Annotated in this window: 16 protein-coding genes; 11 read left to right on the top strand and 5 right to left on the bottom strand. The window is 62.3% G+C overall.

Going from position 1 to position 16675, the window contains the following annotated elements; all coding sequences use genetic code 11:
* Window position 1: 1 nt before the first annotated feature.
* From JJJ17_RS13005 to JJJ17_RS12985, 5 genes are all read left to right on the top strand, one after another.
* Window positions 2-1246 carry an extracellular solute-binding protein gene (locus tag JJJ17_RS13005; RefSeq protein ID WP_200687145.1) on the top strand — a complete coding sequence of 415 codons (1245 nt, stop codon included), beginning with the start codon at window positions 2-4 and terminating at the stop codon, window positions 1244-1246.
* A 79-nt stretch (window positions 1247-1325) separates the two neighbouring features.
* Window positions 1326-2189: a carbohydrate ABC transporter permease gene (locus tag JJJ17_RS13000; protein WP_200687143.1), complete on the top strand. Its 864-nt coding sequence runs from the start codon at window positions 1326-1328 to the stop codon at window positions 2187-2189.
* A complete protein-coding gene (locus JJJ17_RS12995; RefSeq protein WP_200687141.1) occupies window positions 2186-3004 on the top strand; it encodes a carbohydrate ABC transporter permease in 819 nt (272 codons plus the stop codon). Before JJJ17_RS13000 ends, JJJ17_RS12995 begins: the two co-directional genes overlap by 4 nt.
* A gap of 5 nt (window positions 3005-3009) precedes the next feature.
* On the top strand, window positions 3010-4062 hold the full coding sequence (locus JJJ17_RS12990; protein WP_200687139.1) for an NAD(P)-dependent alcohol dehydrogenase: 1053 nt from the start codon (window positions 3010-3012) through the stop codon (window positions 4060-4062).
* Entirely contained in the window at window positions 4062-5120 is a 1059-nt protein-coding gene (locus JJJ17_RS12985; RefSeq protein WP_200687137.1) for an ABC transporter ATP-binding protein, read from the top strand. The genes JJJ17_RS12990 and JJJ17_RS12985 overlap by 1 nt, the downstream gene beginning before the upstream one ends.
* A gap of 149 nt (window positions 5121-5269) precedes the next feature.
* Here the strand turns inward: JJJ17_RS12985 and JJJ17_RS12980 are convergent, their stop codons facing one another.
* Complete coding sequence (locus JJJ17_RS12980) at window positions 5270-6172, bottom strand: LysR family transcriptional regulator (protein ID WP_234464081.1); 903 nt, start codon at window positions 6170-6172, stop codon at window positions 5270-5272.
* An 87-nt stretch (window positions 6173-6259) separates the two neighbouring features.
* Here JJJ17_RS12980 and JJJ17_RS12975 point away from each other — a divergent pair, with 87 nt between their 5' ends.
* The 5 genes from JJJ17_RS12975 to JJJ17_RS12955 all read left to right on the top strand — a co-directional run bounded on the left by JJJ17_RS12975 (window position 6260) and on the right by JJJ17_RS12955 (window position 13020).
* Complete coding sequence (locus tag JJJ17_RS12975) at window positions 6260-7339, top strand: 4-oxalomesaconate tautomerase (RefSeq protein ID WP_200687134.1); 1080 nt, start codon at window positions 6260-6262, stop codon at window positions 7337-7339.
* A gap of 26 nt (window positions 7340-7365) precedes the next feature.
* Window positions 7366-8370, top strand: a complete 1005-nt coding sequence (locus tag JJJ17_RS12970; RefSeq protein WP_200687132.1) for an ABC transporter substrate-binding protein — start codon at window positions 7366-7368, stop codon at window positions 8368-8370.
* Window positions 8367-9203, top strand: coding sequence for an ABC transporter ATP-binding protein (locus JJJ17_RS12965; RefSeq protein ID WP_200687130.1), 837 nt, complete (start codon window positions 8367-8369; stop codon window positions 9201-9203). Before JJJ17_RS12970 ends, JJJ17_RS12965 begins: the two co-directional genes overlap by 4 nt.
* Window positions 9187-9960, top strand: a complete 774-nt coding sequence (locus JJJ17_RS12960; RefSeq protein ID WP_200687128.1) for an ABC transporter permease — start codon at window positions 9187-9189, stop codon at window positions 9958-9960. The genes JJJ17_RS12965 and JJJ17_RS12960 overlap by 17 nt, the downstream gene beginning before the upstream one ends.
* Before the next feature lie 381 nt (window positions 9961-10341).
* Window positions 10342-13020 (top strand): M10 family metallopeptidase, encoded by a 2679-nt coding sequence (locus JJJ17_RS12955; protein ID WP_200687126.1) that lies wholly within the window; start codon window positions 10342-10344, stop codon window positions 13018-13020.
* A 27-nt stretch (window positions 13021-13047) separates the two neighbouring features.
* Here JJJ17_RS12955 and JJJ17_RS12950 read toward each other — a convergent pair whose 3' ends face one another.
* The 4 genes from JJJ17_RS12950 to JJJ17_RS12935 are packed head-to-tail and all read right to left on the bottom strand — an operon-like array spanning window position 13048 to window position 16238.
* Window positions 13048-13473 carry a barstar family protein gene (locus JJJ17_RS12950; RefSeq protein WP_200687124.1) on the bottom strand — a complete coding sequence of 142 codons (426 nt, stop codon included), beginning with the start codon at window positions 13471-13473 and terminating at the stop codon, window positions 13048-13050.
* 17 nt (window positions 13474-13490) lie between these two features.
* Window positions 13491-14921, bottom strand: a complete 1431-nt coding sequence (locus JJJ17_RS12945; RefSeq protein WP_200687122.1) for an MFS transporter — start codon at window positions 14919-14921, stop codon at window positions 13491-13493.
* Window positions 14918-15793: an RNA polymerase sigma factor SigJ gene (sigJ, locus tag JJJ17_RS12940; RefSeq protein WP_200687120.1), complete on the bottom strand. Its 876-nt coding sequence runs from the start codon at window positions 15791-15793 to the stop codon at window positions 14918-14920. Before sigJ ends, JJJ17_RS12945 begins: the two co-directional genes overlap by 4 nt.
* A 16-nt stretch (window positions 15794-15809) precedes the next feature.
* The gene (locus JJJ17_RS12935; protein WP_200687118.1) at window positions 15810-16238 is read right to left on the bottom strand and encodes a carboxymuconolactone decarboxylase family protein; all 429 of its coding nucleotides are present in this window, start codon (window positions 16236-16238) and stop codon (window positions 15810-15812) included.
* Between the two features lie 168 nt (window positions 16239-16406).
* On the opposite strand from JJJ17_RS12935, the gene JJJ17_RS12930 reads away from it, so the two are divergent.
* Window positions 16407-16667, top strand: coding sequence for a helix-turn-helix domain-containing protein (locus tag JJJ17_RS12930; protein WP_200687116.1), 261 nt, complete (start codon window positions 16407-16409; stop codon window positions 16665-16667).
* Window positions 16668-16675: the final 8 nt, after the last annotated feature.

Here is a 16675-nt window from a genome sequence, read left to right as displayed (position 1 = left end):
AATGAAGTTACTTTTTGCGACCGCCGGTCTTTCGGCGGCCCTGATGGGTAGTGCCTCATGGGCGCAGGCCGTTTGCTCGGAAGATCTGCGCATTCTGGCACAACCGCGTGACGGGCTGACGCTGCTGGAAGACTATGTTGATGAATTCGAAGAGCTTTCCGGCGCCGGGTTCGAAATTGACTACCTGAATGAGAACGACCGACGGGCGAAGTCGCAGGCCGATGCCTCGACCGTTGGCAGCTATGATGTCTATTACGTGGACGAAGCCAACCTGCCGCTCTTCGCGTCTTCGGGCTGGATCGTGCCGCTGCCCGGGTACTATCCCGACGAATACGATTATGACGATTTCGACGCCGGCATGCGTCAGGTCGCGACCTATGACGGCAAGCAATGGTTCGCGCCGATTCAGGGCGGAGGCGATCTGCTGGTCTATCGCACCGACATTCTGGAAGCCGCCGGGATCGAGCCGCCGAAGACATGGGACGAATACAAGGCCGCGGTCGAGGCGCTGAACGATCCTGCGGCGGGTATCTATGGCACGGGTCTGCGCGGGCAGCGCGGGTCGGGTGCGAATGTGTGGCGCTGGCTGCCGCTTTATGCGCTGCACGGCGGCAAGTGGTTCGAGTCCGAGGACACGCCGATCAATATCGAAGCCGCGACCGCCGCGACGCAGGAATATCTGGAGCTGTTCCAGTATTCGGCACCGGGCACGCAGACGGGTTCCTTCGATGAATCGACCGGCGCGTTCCGGGCGGGCAAGATCGCCCTGCTTGTCGAATCCGCGCCGCTGGGCGGAATGTCGGTTGACGCGGCGCAAAGTCAGGTCGTCGATAAGGTGGCCTTCCTGGCACCGCCCGCGCCGCTGGCCGGTTCGGGTTATGCGCATGGCTTCGCCATCGCCGCCGCCGCCAACCCGACGGATGAGGAGAAGGCCTGCGCCGGTCTGTTCGTGGCATGGTCCACCTCGAAAGAGCAGGAGGCTCGCCGTCTGGAAGCCGGTCAGCCGGGCGAATTGACCCGCACCAGCACCTATCAAAGCCCGGCCTATGTCGAGGCGTTCGGCCAGAACCTTGCCGACGCCATGGCCGCGACGGGCAACCATACGCAGGTTCTGTTCTGGCAGGATCCGCGCTGGCAAGAGCTGGGCAACAACTGGGGGATCAAGCTGGAAGAGCTGATCACCGGGACGCGCACTGATGTCGATGGTGCCGTCAAGGAACTGGACGAATTCGCAAGATCGCTGTGATCTGAAAGGATCGCGACGAGACAGGGGCGAAACCCCCCTCGCCCCTGTCATTTCCTATCTCAATCTCGGGCAGAATGTCATGAATCGCGGACGCTCTCTTCCGGTCGTTTTCCTTGGTCCGGCGCTTGTGGTCCTGATCGTGCTGGCGCTGATCCCGACGATCTACGCCATCAATATCTCGCTACAGAACCGCACGCTTAGCGCGCCGGATTCCGATTACGTCTGGTTCGCCAACTATATCGCACTGTTTTCCGACGCCCGCTTCCTCAACGCCCTCTGGGTGTCGCTGAAATGGGAGGTGATCAGCGTCAGCCTGACCATGATCACCGGCATCGGCCTTGGCATCGCCATGTTCGAGGCGGCCTCGCCCCGCTGGCGGAATATCCTGTGCTTCCTGTTCATCATCCCGGTGCTGCTGCCGCGCGTCTGCGCCGCCTTCGTCTGGAAATTCGCCGTCCATCCGCTTTACGGCTCGGTGACATGGCCGGTCCGGGCGTTGACCGGGCAGACGCCTGACGTGCTGGCCTCGCCCAACAGCGCGCTGTTCACCGTGGCCTTCGTCGATGTCTGGCAATGGGGCCTGTTCTTCGCGGTGATCGTGCTGAAGCTGCTGGAATCCCTGCCGCCGCAGCCGATCGAAGCCGCGCGCATCGACCGCATCAAGGGCTGGCGCGTTCATCGCTACATCACCCTGCCGATGCTGAAGCTGCCGCTGATCTCACTGACGCTGGTGAAGGCGATCGAGTCGCTGCGGTCCTTCGATCTTGTCTATGTGATGACCCGCGGCGGACCCGGCATCTCGACCGAGACGCTTGATATGTATGCCTATTCACAGGGCTTCATCGAGGCGGGGCGAATATCTTACGCCTCATCCATGGCGGTCATCATGCTGGTCATCAGTATCCTGATGTTCTCGACCATCTGGAAAAGGATCGGCACATGAGACCCGGAACCCTGATCCTGCGCGCGGTGCTGATACTGGCCGGGCTGGTCGTTGTCATTCCGCTGCTGTGGACGCTGCTGAATGCGTTCAAGACCAATGCCGATCTGCTGGTCGGGACGCCGAAGCTGTTCTTCACCCCGGTCTGGGACAATATGGACTATGTCCTCAGCCGCCGGTCGGTCGCGCGGGCCTTGCAGAACTCGCTAATCATCTGCTCGTCAGCGGTGGTCATCGGGGCGGTGCTGGGCGTGCCTGCGGCCTATGTGATCGCCCGGATCAAGAACCGCGCCACCCGCGAGGCACAGTTCTTCGCGCTGTCCTTGCGCTTCATGCCGCCGGTCGCGGTCGCCATTCCGATGATGGTGATCTGGATCAGCCTTGGCATGTATGACAGCCGCATCGCGCTGATCGTGACCTATCTGACGATCACCATCTCGATCACCATCTGGCTGTCGGTCCCCGCTTTCGAGCGCGTGCCCATCGCCGTGGAAGAGGCCGCCCGCGTGGACCGGCTTGGCCCCTATGCAACCTTCTTCCGGGTGGCGCTGCCCATCGCACGAATGCAGGTTCTGTCGGCCATCGCCTTCTCGTTCATCCTTGTCTGGAACGAGTTTCTGCTGGCGTTGATGCTGACCACGTCGAAGGCGAAAACCCTGCCCATCGTGGCGTCGGAAATGTCCCAGCTTGGCATGAATGTGCCATGGGGCATCCTGAACGCCGCTGTCGTCTTGCTGTCTTTACCGCCGTTGATCCTGCTGGCGCTGGTCGGGCGCGGCATGAATACAGCCTTCTCCAAGAAATCTCCTCAGGACTGAAGATCATGAAAGCACTTGTTCTTGAACGTATCGGCGAATTGCAACTGCGCGATATCGACCTGCCAACGACGCTTGGCCCGGATGACGTGCGGATCGGCATCCATACGGTCGGCGTCTGCGGCTCTGACGTGCATTTCTATACCCATGGTCGGATCGGTGATTTCGTGGTGAATGCGCCGATGGTGCTGGGCCATGAAGCCGCCGGCACCGTGATCGAGGTCGGCGCAGATGTGACCCATCTGCGCCCCGGCGACCGTGTCTGCATGGAGCCGGGGATCCCCGATCCGCTGTCGCGCGCGTCGAAAATGGGGCTCTACAACGTCGATCCCGCCGTCACCTTCTGGGCGACCCCGCCGATCCACGGTGTCCTCACCCCCGAGGTGATCCACCCTGCCGCCTTCACCTACCGTCTGCCCGACAATGTCTCTTTCGCCGAAGGCGCGATGGTCGAACCCTTCGCCGTCGGCATGCAGGCCGCGAAGCGCGCCCGGATCGAGCCGGGCGATACCGCCGTGGTCATCGGCGCGGGCACCATCGGGATCATGACGGCGTTGGCCGCTTTGGCCGGGGGCTGTTCGCGGGTGCTGATTTCGGACGTGTCCGCACCCAAGCTGGCCCTGGCCCAGCAGTATGAGGGCATCACCGGCGTCAATGTCCGCGAGGTGTCGCTGCGCGAGGTGGTCAGTACTGAGACCGAAGGCTGGGGCGTCGATATCGTCTTCGAATGCTCGGGCGCCGAGGCGGCAATGCGCGATCTGTTCCGCATCGTCCGCCCCGGCGGCACGGTGGTCTTCGTCGGCCTGCCGCCCGAGCCGGTGGCCATCGACATCTCGGGTGCGGCGGCGCGTGAATGTCGGATGGAGACGGTGTTCCGCTATGCCAACGTTTTCGACCGCGCATTGGCGCTGATCAGCGCGGGCAAGGTCGATCTGAAGCCGCTGATCTCTGACACGTTCGGCTTTGACCAGTCCATCGCCGCCTTCGAGCGCGCAGCCGAGGGCCGCCCCGAGGATGTGAAGCTGCAAATCCTTGTCGATCAACAGGGAGAGAAGGGTTAATGGCAACCGTCGAATGCCGCTCGGTCCGTAAATCCTACGGCGAGCATGAGGTGATCAGCGATTTCAGCCTGTCGATCGAGGATCATGAATTCGTGGTTTTCCTTGGCCCGTCGGGCTGCGGGAAATCCACCATCCTGCGCATGGTTGCGGGTCTGGAAGACATCACCGGCGGCGATCTGATGATCGGCGGCAGGCGGGTGAACGACCTTGATCCCGGCGACCGGGGCATCGCCATGGTGTTTCAGAACTACGCGCTTTACCCGCATATGTCGGTGCGCGAGAACATCACCTTCGCACTGGAACGCGCGGGCGAGACGAAGGACATGATCGCCAGGCGCCTTGCGCCCGTGGTCGAGACGCTGGGCCTTCAGGTCTATCTGAACCGCAAGCCGACCGAGTTGTCGGGTGGTCAGCAACAGCGCGTCGCCATCGCCCGCGCCATGATCAAGACGCCCGAAGTGTTCCTGTTCGACGAGCCGCTGTCGAACCTTGACGCCAAGCTGCGCGGGCATCTGCGTGTCGAAATCGCGCGCCTTCACAAGGAACTGCGTTCAACCTCGATCTACGTGACCCATGACCAGCTGGAGGCGATGACGCTGGCCGACCGGATCGTCTTGATGAATGCGGGCCGGATCGAGCAGATGGGAACGCCCGAGGAAATCTATTCCCGCCCGGCCACTTTGTTCGCGGCAGGGTTCATCGGGACGCCGGGGATGAATTTCTTCAACCTCGTCGCCAGCGGCGGCAAGCTGACCGACGGAGAGATCAGCATCGACGCGCCCTTCCCGCTGAGCGAGCGTCCGGTGACGGTCGGCATCCGCCCCGGCGCGATCAGCCTTGTCCGCGACGGCATGCCGGGCGCGATCCCGGCGATTGCGGATCGGGACGAGTTTCATGGAGAGACGCGGTTGCTGAGCCTCACGGCAGGCAGGCAGAGCTTCATGGTCGCGGTCCCCGCCTCGGTCCGGGTGGCGGAAGGCGAGCAGGTTTTCGTCAGCCTCGCGCCGGATCAGTTGCACCTTTTCGACACGGAAAGCGGGGCAAGGATCGACGCGTGATCCGCACCGGAACGGGTTTGGGCGCCCTCGCGCTTGTCGAACAGTATGCGGTGAACGCGCCGATTTCTGACGCATCTGACGGGAAGGACGATCCGTAGATGACCAGTCTGGGCTGGATGCAAAGCCTGTCTCAAAAACACGGCTGAGCGTCAGTCCGGTTTCTCTGTCCACATCTCCAAAAGCAGCGACAGGAACCTGTCGGCGGGTGGCGACAGGCGCGCGCCCTGACGGCGGACCACGCCAATGGTGCGGTTGATGCGCGGATTTTCCAGCGGTTTCGTCACCAGAATCGGGTGATCGCCCGAGGGGGTGGCAAGGCGGGGCAGGACGGAAACGCCCAGCCCCGCCTCGACCAGACCCAGAGAGGTGGACAGATGCGTCACCTCGTAGAACCAGCGCAGCTTGATATTCTTGTGCGCTAGGCCCGCATCCAGGAGGGTGCGGTTGCCGCTGGCACGGTGGACGGTGATCAGGCGGTGCGGCTCAAGATCGGACCAGTGAACCTCGTCCTGTGAGGCCAGCGGATGATCGCGCCGCGCCGCCAGCACGAAAGGATCGTCGGCCAGCTTGTCAAAGATCAGCCCGCTTTCGGTGCCGCCAAGAAAATTGATGCCGAACTCGGCCTCGCCGCGTGCCACCGCCTGCAACCCATCTATGGCAGGCAGATCGAGGATGCTGACCCGGATATTCGGATAACGCTCGCTGTATTTCTGGATGACGCCGGGCAGGAAATAGAAAGCCGCCGTCGGCACGCAGGCCAGCGTGAAATGCCCACCGGCGCGCCCGGCATCGCGGATGGAAAACAGCGTCGAATCAAATTCGTCCAGCAGGCGGCGGACCAGTGGCAGAAGCTCGGTCCCGGTGGCGGTCGGGGCGACGTGGCGGGTGGTGCGCTCCAGCAGCGGCGCATCGACGATCTGCTCCAGCTTCTGGATTCGCCGGGTCAGCGCCGGTTGCGAGATGTTCAGCTTTTCCGCGGCGCGGTGGAAGCCGCCGGTTTCGACCACCATCAGGAAGGCCCGCAAGTCGAGGATGTCACAATTGATAATCAAAACGCATCACTCCATGTGATCTTTGCATTTCAGTAATTGGTGCGAATTCTGCATCAGTGTCGCATGTTGATGCAAGGACTGCGGAAGATGAACGATCTGATCCCAATCCCCTGCGTGATGATGCGGGGCGGCACGTCGAAGGGGCCGTTCTTTCTGGCGACGGATCTTCCGGCCGATCCGGTCGAGCGGGACCGGCTGCTGCTGTCGGTGATGGGCTCGGGACATCCGCTGCAGATCGACGGGATCGGTGGCGGCAATCCGGTGACCAGCAAGGTCGCGATCATTGGGCCGGGCACCGTTCCGGGGGCCGATGTGGACTATCTTTTTGCGCAGGTTCGGGTTGACCAGAACCTTGTGGACACGTCCCCGAATTGCGGCAACATGCTTGCCGCCGTCGCCCCTTTCGCGATCGAGGCGGGGCTGGTCGTGCCGACCGGCGAACGAACGCGGGTCAGGATTCACAACGTCAATACCAGCAAGATGATCGAGGCGGTGCTGAACACACCGAACGGCAAGGTCTGCTATCTGGGCGAGGCGCGGATCGATGGGGTGCCCGGCAATGCGGCGCCAATCTCGCTGTCGTTTCTGGATGCGGCGGGGGCGCGCACGGGCAAACTGATGCCGACCGGGCGTCCGGTGGACCGGATCGACGGTATTGACGTGACCTGCATCGACTGTGCCATGCCGATGATCATCCTGGCTGCCGCAGATATGGGCGTGACCGGGACCGAGACCGTCGCCGCGCTGAATGGCAATGCCGAGATGCTGGCCCGACTAGAGGCGCTGCGCCGCAAGGCGGGGGCTGCCATGGGAATGGGCGATGTCTCGGGGCTGGTCATCCCCAAGCCGGTGCTGTTCAGTGCGCCTCATCACGGCGGCAACTTTGCCGTGCGCTATTTCATGCCGCATGAATGCCACCCCTCGCTGGCCACAACCGGCGCGGTCGGCATCGCCACCGCCGCGATCACACCCGGCACGGTGCTGGCGCGGCAATTCGGCACCCCCGCGCTGCCGGCCATCATCGGGATCGAACATCCCGGCGGCCAGCTGTCGGTGGATATCGAGGAACGGGACGGGCAGATCGTCGCGGGGATCATCCGCACGGCCCGCCGCCTGTTCGAGGGACATGTCCTTGCCAAACCCGCCGCGTCGCAATGCGCGGCCTGAACCAAGACTAACGGAGGAGAAACAGAATGCGAAACCTGATCATGGCGCTGACCGCATCGACGGCCCTTGCCTTCCCTGCAATGGCCGAGGATGTCCGCATCGCCGTCGGCTCTTTCAATCTGAACAATCTGCCCTTTCCGGTGGCACAGGGCCTTGGGCTTTATGAAAAGCACGGGCTGGAGGTGCGGGTGGACAACTTCGCCTCGGGCGGCTCGAAGACGCTGCAGGCGCTGGTTGCGGGTTCGACCGACGTCGCCGTGGGCTTCTATGATCACACCATCCAGATGCAGGCGCAGAACAAGGAAGTCGTGGCCTTCGTCCAGCTTGCCCGCAATTCCGGGCTGGTGCTGGCCGGTCGCCCCGATGCGACCTTCGATCCCGCCAACCCCGAAACGATCAAGGGCGCCAAGATCGGCATCACCGCCCCCGGTTCTTCATCGGACTTCTTCGTGCGCTATTACCTTCAGCGCCACGGGTTGAGCGATGCCGATGTTTCACTGATCGGTGTCGGCTCGGGCGGAACGGCGGTCGCGGCGCTGCAAGAGGCCAAGATCGACCTGTTGGTGAACTATGACCCCGCCGCCACCATCATCACCGAACGCGGCATCGGCAAGATCCTGATCGACGCGCGCTCGGACGAGGGGGCAATCGCGATCTATGGCGGGATCTATCCCACCTCGGTCCTGTATTCGCGGCAGGATTTCATTGATGAGAACCCCGAGACGATCCAGAAAGTCACCGACGCCACAGTCGAGGCGCTGCGCTGGATGCACGACCATACCGCCGAAGAGATCGTCGATGTGTTGCCGCAGGAATTCGTCACCGGCGACCGCGACACTTATGTCAAGGCGGTGCAGAACGCGATGGCGATCTTTTCGCCGGACGGGATGATCGATCCCGAGACGATCAATACGCCGCTGGAGGTGCTGAAGACGTTCAACGAAAACGTCGCCAATGCCGAAATCGATCTGTCGCGCACCTATACCGACGCCTTCGTCGAGAACGTCGCGCCCGCCGAGGTGACCCAATGAGCGTGCTGGCCCGATCTGTGCCGCCGGTCAGCGTAGAAAGGCGGCCCGACCCCGCGAAGCCGATGGTCGAGATCGCCGATGTCACCATGGCTTTCGGCGACTTCGTCGCGGTCGAGAACGTCAATCTGAACGTAGGCGATGGTGAGTTTCTCACCGTCGTCGGCCCGACCGGCTGCGGCAAAAGCACAATTCTGAATGCCGTTGCCGGACTGCTGAAGCCCGCGAAAGGCACCGTCAGCATCGACGGCCAGCGCGTAACCGGCACCGGCGGCGATATCGGCTATCTGTTTCAGCAGGATGCGCTGCTGCCGTGGAAAACCGCACTGGAGAATGTCGAACTGGGCCTGATGTTTCGCGGCGTCGGCGCGGCAGAGCGTCGGGCGCAGGCGATGGACTGGCTGGCCAAAGTCGGACTTGCAGGCTTCGAGGGTCGGTATCCGCAGCAGCTTTCCGGTGGGCAGCGCAAGCGGGTGCAGATGGCGCAGGCGCTGATCACCCGCCCCAAGGTGATCCTGATGGACGAGCCGTTTTCGGCGCTGGACATCCACACAAGACATCTGATGCAGAACGAATTGCTGGCACTGTGGCAGGAAGATCGCCGGGCGGTGGTGATGATCACCCATGATCTGGAAGAGGCCATTGCACTTGGCGACCGGGTGGTGGTGCTGGCCGCCGGTCCGCGCAGCCGGGTGATCGACAGTTTCGAGGTCGATCTGTCGCGTCCCCGCGACGTGGCTGAGATCAAACTCGATACCCGTTTCATGGAACTTTATCGCAACATCTGGGCGTCGCTACGTGGCGAAGTGGAGAAAAGCTATGCACGCAATAAATGACCGCCTGATCCAGCTTGCCTTGCTGGTGCTGATCTTCGGCGGCTGGCAATTTGGCGTGACCGCCGGGCTGATCGATCCGTTCTTCTTCCCCGCACCGCTGGACATCCTGAAACAGATCGTCGCCTGGATCATCAATCCCGGCTTCTACAAGCACGTCTCGATCACCCTCAGCGAGACCGTTCTGGGCTATGTCATCGGAACCGCGCTTGGTGTGGGCGCTGGTGTCTGGCTGGGACTTAGCCGCCGCACCGCACGCATCCTTGACCCGTTTATCAAGACGCTGAACGCGATCCCGCGGGTCGTGCTGGCCCCGATCTTTGTGCTGTGGCTGGGCCTTGGCCTGTGGTCCAAGGTGGCACTGGCGGTCACGCTGGTCTTCTTCGTCACCTTCTTCAACGCGATGCAGGGTGTCCGCGAAGTCAATCCGGTGGTGTTGTCGAATGCCCGCGTGCTTGGCGCGAACCGTTCCGCGCTGCTGCGGCATGTCTATTTCCCGGCGGCGGCAAGCTGGATCCTGTCATCGCTGCGGACTTCGGTCGGGTTCGCGGTGGTTGGCGCGATCATCGGTGAATATCTGGGATCGTCGGCAGGGCTTGGCTATCTGATCTCGCAGGCCGAGGGGAATTTCGACGCAGCAGGTGTCTTTGCCGGGATCACCGTTCTGGCGATCTTCGTGCTGATTATCGACAGCATTCTGGATGTGGTCGAAAACCGTCTGATCACCTGGCGACCGAAAGAGGGCGAACGCCCCGCCTGATGCAATGCCCAAGGGGCGGCGCATCCACTCATTGGCAATCTGAACCGACGGCGGCCTGGAAACGGGCCGCCGTGCTGCATAAGGCTGGCGTGACCGAGACAGAGCCAGCCGGGAGGGCCGATATTTGCGCGGTCTGGCCTTCGCGATTATACGCGTTGTCGATGCTGCCGGCCTTCGCTGAATTTCGCCTCATCAAGGACGGCGTCGCAAACGGAACACAGGCGAAAACCATCGCGCAAGAAATGCGTGGATTTTGTTGCGCGAATACGCAGTCGAATTTATGTAACCAGATTGTTCATACCTTACATTTAAACCCATTTTTGCATTGTCAGATGAACTGACATCACGCCTGACAAGCCACATTTACGAAAGCCGTTCGCCATGTGCACTCTTTGTGGCATCAGCCGCACCTTCGATCCCAGCCGACATTCGGAATCCGCTGATCCCGTCTTTGCAACGCGCGGCACCGTGACTGAACGAGGCGATGCGGCAGCAGATATATCAACGGCATATCGCCTGCAGCTTGGTGAACAATTCCGTGGCACGATTGATGGTGGCGGAGATCGCGACTGGATCGCGATCCAGCTTCAGAAAGACAAAACCTACCAGATTGACCTGAAAGGTATCGGCGACAGTGCGAGCCTGAATGACCCGCATCTTCGGCTTTACGATGCCTCGGGGCGGTTGGTTGACCAAAACGACGACTGGCTGCACCGCGATTCGCGGATCGAGTTTCGGGCCGACAAGACCGGCACCTATTACATTTCGGCGGCGGGCTATAACGACAGCCACTCCGGCGATTATCTGATCGAGACGCGGGCGCAGGCGGCGAATGGATATGCCTCGCTTGACACCTTGTCCGAATATCTGCGCGAAGGGTTCTGGCTGGATCGGGGAATGGCGCCGCACAGCCACGATGTCTCTGCCAGTAACCGGATTACGGTGGACATCACCGCGCTGACAGATGCCGGAAAGCAACTGGCGCGTTGGGCGATGCAGGCGTGGGAGCGGGTAGCGGATATCGATCTGGTCGAGGTCACTCGCGGCGCGCGGATCACCTTTGACGACAATGACGACGACCGCGAGCTGACGGCGGTGACTTATACAAATGTGGGGTTCCGGGGTGAAATCCGGTCTGCCGATATCGAGATCTCGCGTGCATGGCTGAACCAGTTCGGCACCTCGATCGACAGCTATGGCTTCATGACCTACATGCACGAATTGGGCCATGCGCTTGGGCTGGGCCATCAGGGCAATTACAACTTCACCGGCAATTATCACGATGACAGCCTGTTCGTGAACGATAGCTGGCAATTCTCGCTGATGTCCTATTTCGACCAGTCGCAGAACGATGTGGTCCGTGCCAGCTATGCCTATGCCACCTCGCCGATGATGGTCGATATTCTGGCAATTCAGGAATTGTATGGCGCGTCGAACGCCACCAGCGGAGCGACCGTTTGGGGGGCGAACACCACGCTGACCGGCTATGCTGGCGCGCTTTTCGATGCACTTCTTGGGGGGATCGGCAGCAGGCATGTGTCAACCAATCCCGTCGCCTATACGATTTACGATCATGGCGGGTATGACACGCTGAACCTCGCGCCCAGCCGGACGGCCAACCGGATCGATATTCGGCCCGAGGCGTTTTCGGACGTGCTGGGCGGGATCGGCAATCTGGGCATCGCCCGCGGCACGATCATCGAGAAGGTGATCGGCGGTTCCGGCAACGACACCATCATCGGCAATACTGCCGATAACGATCTGCGTGGCGGGGCGGGGCACGATCTGCTTGGTGGCGGCGATGGTGACGACTATCTGCACGGCTTCACCGGCAACGATACGCTGCGCGGCCATAATGGCAATGACACGCTGATCGGCGGCGCAGGTGCCGACCGGATGGAGGGCGGTGCGGGTAATGACACCTACCAGGTCGACAATGTCGGCGATGTCGTGGTCGAAACGGCTGCGGGTGGGTCGGACACGCTGCAATCGACCATTGCGATCGATCTGACGGCGCAGAAATACCGCAATGTCGAGCATGTCATTCTGGCGGACAGCGCGAATCTCAGCGCGCTTGGAAGCGCTGCGGGCAACCGGCTGACCGGAAATGCGGGCGATAACCGGCTGGGCGGGCGCGACGGGAACGACGTTTTGCGCGGCGGTGCGGGCAATGACACGCTGAACGGCGGCACCGGCGGCGACCAAATCTGGGGTGATGCGGGCAATGACCTGATCATCGCCAGTTCCGGCAGGGACACGATCTCGGGCGGCCTTGGGCGGGATACGCTTGATTTCACCGGCAGCAAGGGCTCGGTTTTGCTTGATCTGATCTCGAACAGTCATGGCGGGTTCATGACCGGATCGCAGATCGACGGGATCGAGGATATTCTTGCGGGCAGCGGCAATGACACCTTGCGCGGCACGACCGGGGCCAATCTGATCGATGGCGGCGCGGGCAACGATCTGATCATCGCGACCAAGGGCGCCGATACCATGTCTGGCGGCGCCGGAGTTGATACGGTCAGCTACCAGAATGTCACCTCGTCCATTCTTGTCGATCTGGCAAACGCCTCGGCAAATACGGGAATAGCGGGCGGGCATGTCTATACCGGCATCGAGAATCTGACCGGAAGCGATTCGAATGACACCTTGCGGGGCGATAATAGCAGCAATCTTGTCAGCGGCGGGAACGGTGACGACGGGCTGTTCGGTCGGCTGGGCGATGATACGCTGCTTGGCGGGGCCGGGAACGATACGCTGCGCGGGGAAGGCGGCAGGGATCTGCTGAATGGCGGCTTCGGCAACGACCGGCTGACCGGCGGCGGCGATGCGGATACTTTCCTGTTCCGCAAGAACTTTGACCGCGACGTGATCACCGATTTCGAGATCGGCATCGACGTGATCCAGATGCAGGGCGTCGGCGTCAACAGCTTCGCTCAGGCCCGCGACCGTGCGGTGCAAAGCGGCGCGGATGTCATCTTCGATTTCGGCGGCGGCGATGTGCTGACGGTGCGCAACGTCGTGCTTGCCGCGCTTGAGGATGACATGATTTTCGGCTGACACCGAACCGCAAGCCCGCCTGCGATCTCAGCCAGAGGTCGCAGGCAGCGCGACCGCCTGCCCCCGTTCATCGACCAGACGGATCCGGGGATGGTCGGCGATGACCTCCAGCACGATCTCGAAATAGGTGGGGCCTTCGCCGCTTTCGAGCAAAGCAAGATCACGTTTGATCTGCCTGACATTGAACCTGCCGGGTTGTGCCAGCTTGTCGGCATACCATGCGCGGGTCGTCTCGACGCCCAGAACCTCGCGGCTTTGGGCGATGTTCTTCCAGACCCATATCAGCGGCTGTTCGGCAGTTGCCGCGCCGAAGGAGCCATAAAGCATGTCGTTCAGCGCATCGAGGCTTTCGCCAAGTGCCCAGTCCTCATCCGCCATGAAGACGCGGTTGATTTCGTCATAGAACGACGGAATGTCGGTGATCCTGTCGCCGTCGATGGTCAGCGTTATCATCTCTGCCTCTGTCTGCATCATCCGGCCTGTGCCTCTTCAGCGCGGCGGAAGGATGCGCTGCGCAGCACCACGATGCACAGAAGCGGCGCCGCCGCCACCGTCACGAACAGCCACCGCGCCGCATTGGCAATATCGCCACCGCCCGCCCCGGCAAGGTTGACCGACAGGCCCGCCAGTGCCGCGCCAAAAGCCGTGGCGCAAAGCTGGACCGTCATGATTGATGAGGCAGCGTTATCCTCTTCCCCCGCCGGGGCGGCGCGCAGGACCATCGCCGACAGTTGCGGATAGGCGATGCCGACACCCGCCCCGCCGATCAGCAATGCCGCCGAGATCAGCACCAGCGGCAACCAGGCCCAAGCCGCGCCCGACCAGGGCATGACGATGATCAGCGTCACCATTGAAATCAGCGACAGCACCGGCCCCAGACGGACCACCATCACGCGCCGGTCTGACGCGAACCCCGAGGTCAGGACCGCCGCAATGGTCCAGCCCGCCGACATCACCGCCGCGATATAGCCCGCCTGCAACGGCGACCGGCCATGCAGTTCCTGAAGGAACAGCGGCAGGAAAATCTCGGTGCAGGTGACGGTGACCGCCAGCAGGGCCGACGCCGCATAGAGACTGCCAAGCGCCGAAGGCAGACGGAACGTCGCCCGAGGCAGCAACCGGCGCGGTGAGATCCGCTCGACCGCGATGGTCAGCACGACCAGCAGCAGCGCCGCCCCTATGCCGAGGATTGAGGATAGCAAACTGACCCCGACCCCGCCCCATGAAGCCGCAAAGACGGCAAGGGTCAGAAGGGCAAGTTGTAGCAGCGGCAGCGGCTCGCTCTGGCTGCGGTCGCGCTCTTGCTTGGGCAGGACCATCAGCGCGGCAAGTGCAACCAAGCCAGCGGCAGGGACCAGAAACAGGAACGCCCCCCGCCACATCCCGATTTCGGCAAAGACGCCGCCGACGGCCGGGCCAAGCAAGGTGGCGATCCCCCACATGCTGGACAGCAGCGCCAGCGCGCGCGGCCAAAGCCGCTCGGGGAAGATCCGCCGCACCATCGGATAGGCTAGCGCCAGAAGTATGCCGCCGCCGAAGCCCTGCACAAAGCGACCGGCCAGCATCCAAGGCATCGTCTGCGCCGCCGCGCAGATCAGTGTGCCGATGACAAAGACCGTGACCGCCAGCAGATATCCGACCCGTGGCCCCGCCTGCGTCAGAACCGGCGAGGCCAGCGCCGCCCCAAGGATCGAAGCGATGACGAACAGCGTCGTGTTCCACGCGTAATAGTCGATCCCGCCGATCTCGCGCACGACCGAGGGCAGGATCGTGGTCGAAATGTAGAGATTGATCGCATGCAGCACGACCCCGCCGCACAAAGCCAAGGAGCGGACCAGATTGCCGCCCGACAGCAGTTCGGCCCAACCCGGCGCGGAAGGTGTCACCCGGATATCGCTCATTGGATCATCCTCCCTTCACGCCCCAGATTGGCCAGCTTGTCCGGGTTGCGCATGATATAGACCCCCGACAGCCGCCCCTGATCGTCAGAGGCCAGACTGACCGAGGCCACGATCGTCGCCCCGTCGAAAATCAGCGCGCCATGGGCGCCGTTGATATTGGTCGGTTGCCAGACATAATCCTGCCAATAGCGGTGCAGCACCTCGCCCAGAAAGCCCAACACGCCGGGCTTGCCCTTCAGCGGGTCCAGCAGTGCCTGCACCTTGCCGCCGCCATCGGTGCGCAGCTCGATATCCTCGGCCATCATCGCCGAAAGCTGATCGGTCGAGCCGCTGGCAATGGCTGCCTTGAAGGCCGCAAGCAGTTCCTCTTGCCGCTCCTTCGCGACGGTTGGTCCCGGCTCCGCCCGCCCGACCCTGTCGCGCGCGCGGGATACCAGCTTGCGACACGCGGTCTCCTGCACGCCCAATGCTGCGGCCACATCGGCATAGGGTTGATCGAAGATCTCGCGCAGAAGATAGGCAGCCCGTTCCTTCGGGGCCAGCCGTTCCAGCACCAGCAGGAAGGCCAGCGACAGCGAGGAAGACAGGTCAGCGGCGCTTTCGGCGGTGTCGTCGGTCATGGTCTGGATCGGCTCCGGCAGCCACGCACCAACGTAGTCGACCCGCGACCGGCGCGCCGATCTGAGCATGTCGATTGATCGGCGCGTGCAGGTGGTTGTCAGCCAGCCGGCGGGATTGGCGATAGAGCCGTGATCGGCCTCGCGCCATTTAAGCCAGGTGTCCTGAACCGCATCCTCGGCCTCGGCCAGAGAGCCAAGGATGCGATAGGCAAGCCCGGTCAGAAACGGGCGGCGGGCTTCGAACAGGTCCATCGCGTGCATGTCCATGTCAGTGCGTGGAGACCTGAATGCGGTTCCACAGATTGATCATCGCCACCTCGGCGGTCAGAGCGCTGATCTCGGTGTCGCTGAAATGCTCGCGCAGGGCGGCACGCAGCGCGCCATAATCGGTCCGCCGGTCAATCTGCGTCAAGGCCTCGGTCCAGGCCAGCGCGGCGCGTTCCTTGGCGGTGAAATCGCTGACGTGATCCCAGACGATCAGCCGGTCCAGCCGCTCGTTCGTTTCGCCATCCTCGCGGGCTTCGCGCGTGTGCATCTTCACGCAATAGGCGCAACCGTTAAGCTGCGAGGCGCGAAGCTGGACCAGATGGTGCAGCATCCGGTCCAGCCCGTGCTGATCGATTGCCCCATGCACCTTTTCCAGCGAGGAAAAGACATCGGGGATATTGGTGTAGTGGTTCACGGGTTTCGTCGTCATCGGGGTGATCCTTTCAGGCTTCATACCCTTGTGACGATTGGCGCAGCGTTTTTGTGACCCCCGTTGAGGAAATTCCGCCGAAGGACCGCTCAGTATATCAGTATTGATATATGAAACATCATTATTTATATCTGATAACAGCTAGTCCATATCCAAGCGAGTCTCAGCGTGATCACCTCTGCCCAAATGCGCGCCGCGCGAGCCCTGTTGGGCATGGATCAGAAGGCACTGGCCGAACTGTCCGGTCTGTCTGTCCCGACGATTCAGCGCATGGAAGCCAGTGAGGGGACGGTGCGCGGCGTGGTGGACAGCCTGACCCGCGTGATCGAGGCGCTTGATGCCGCCGGGATCGAACTGATCGGCGATGGAGCGACCAGCCAGACAGGGGGACGCGGCGTGCGCTTGAAAGAGCCTCTGCCGAAGTCCTGACAGAACAA

The sequence above is a fragment of the Paracoccus caeni genome, from assembly GCF_016629665.1.
In the GTDB taxonomy this organism is placed as follows: domain Bacteria; phylum Pseudomonadota; class Alphaproteobacteria; order Rhodobacterales; family Rhodobacteraceae; genus Paracoccus; species Paracoccus caeni.
Note: the sequence above shows the minus strand (reverse complement) of the source record. Positions and strands in the feature narration are given on the sequence as shown.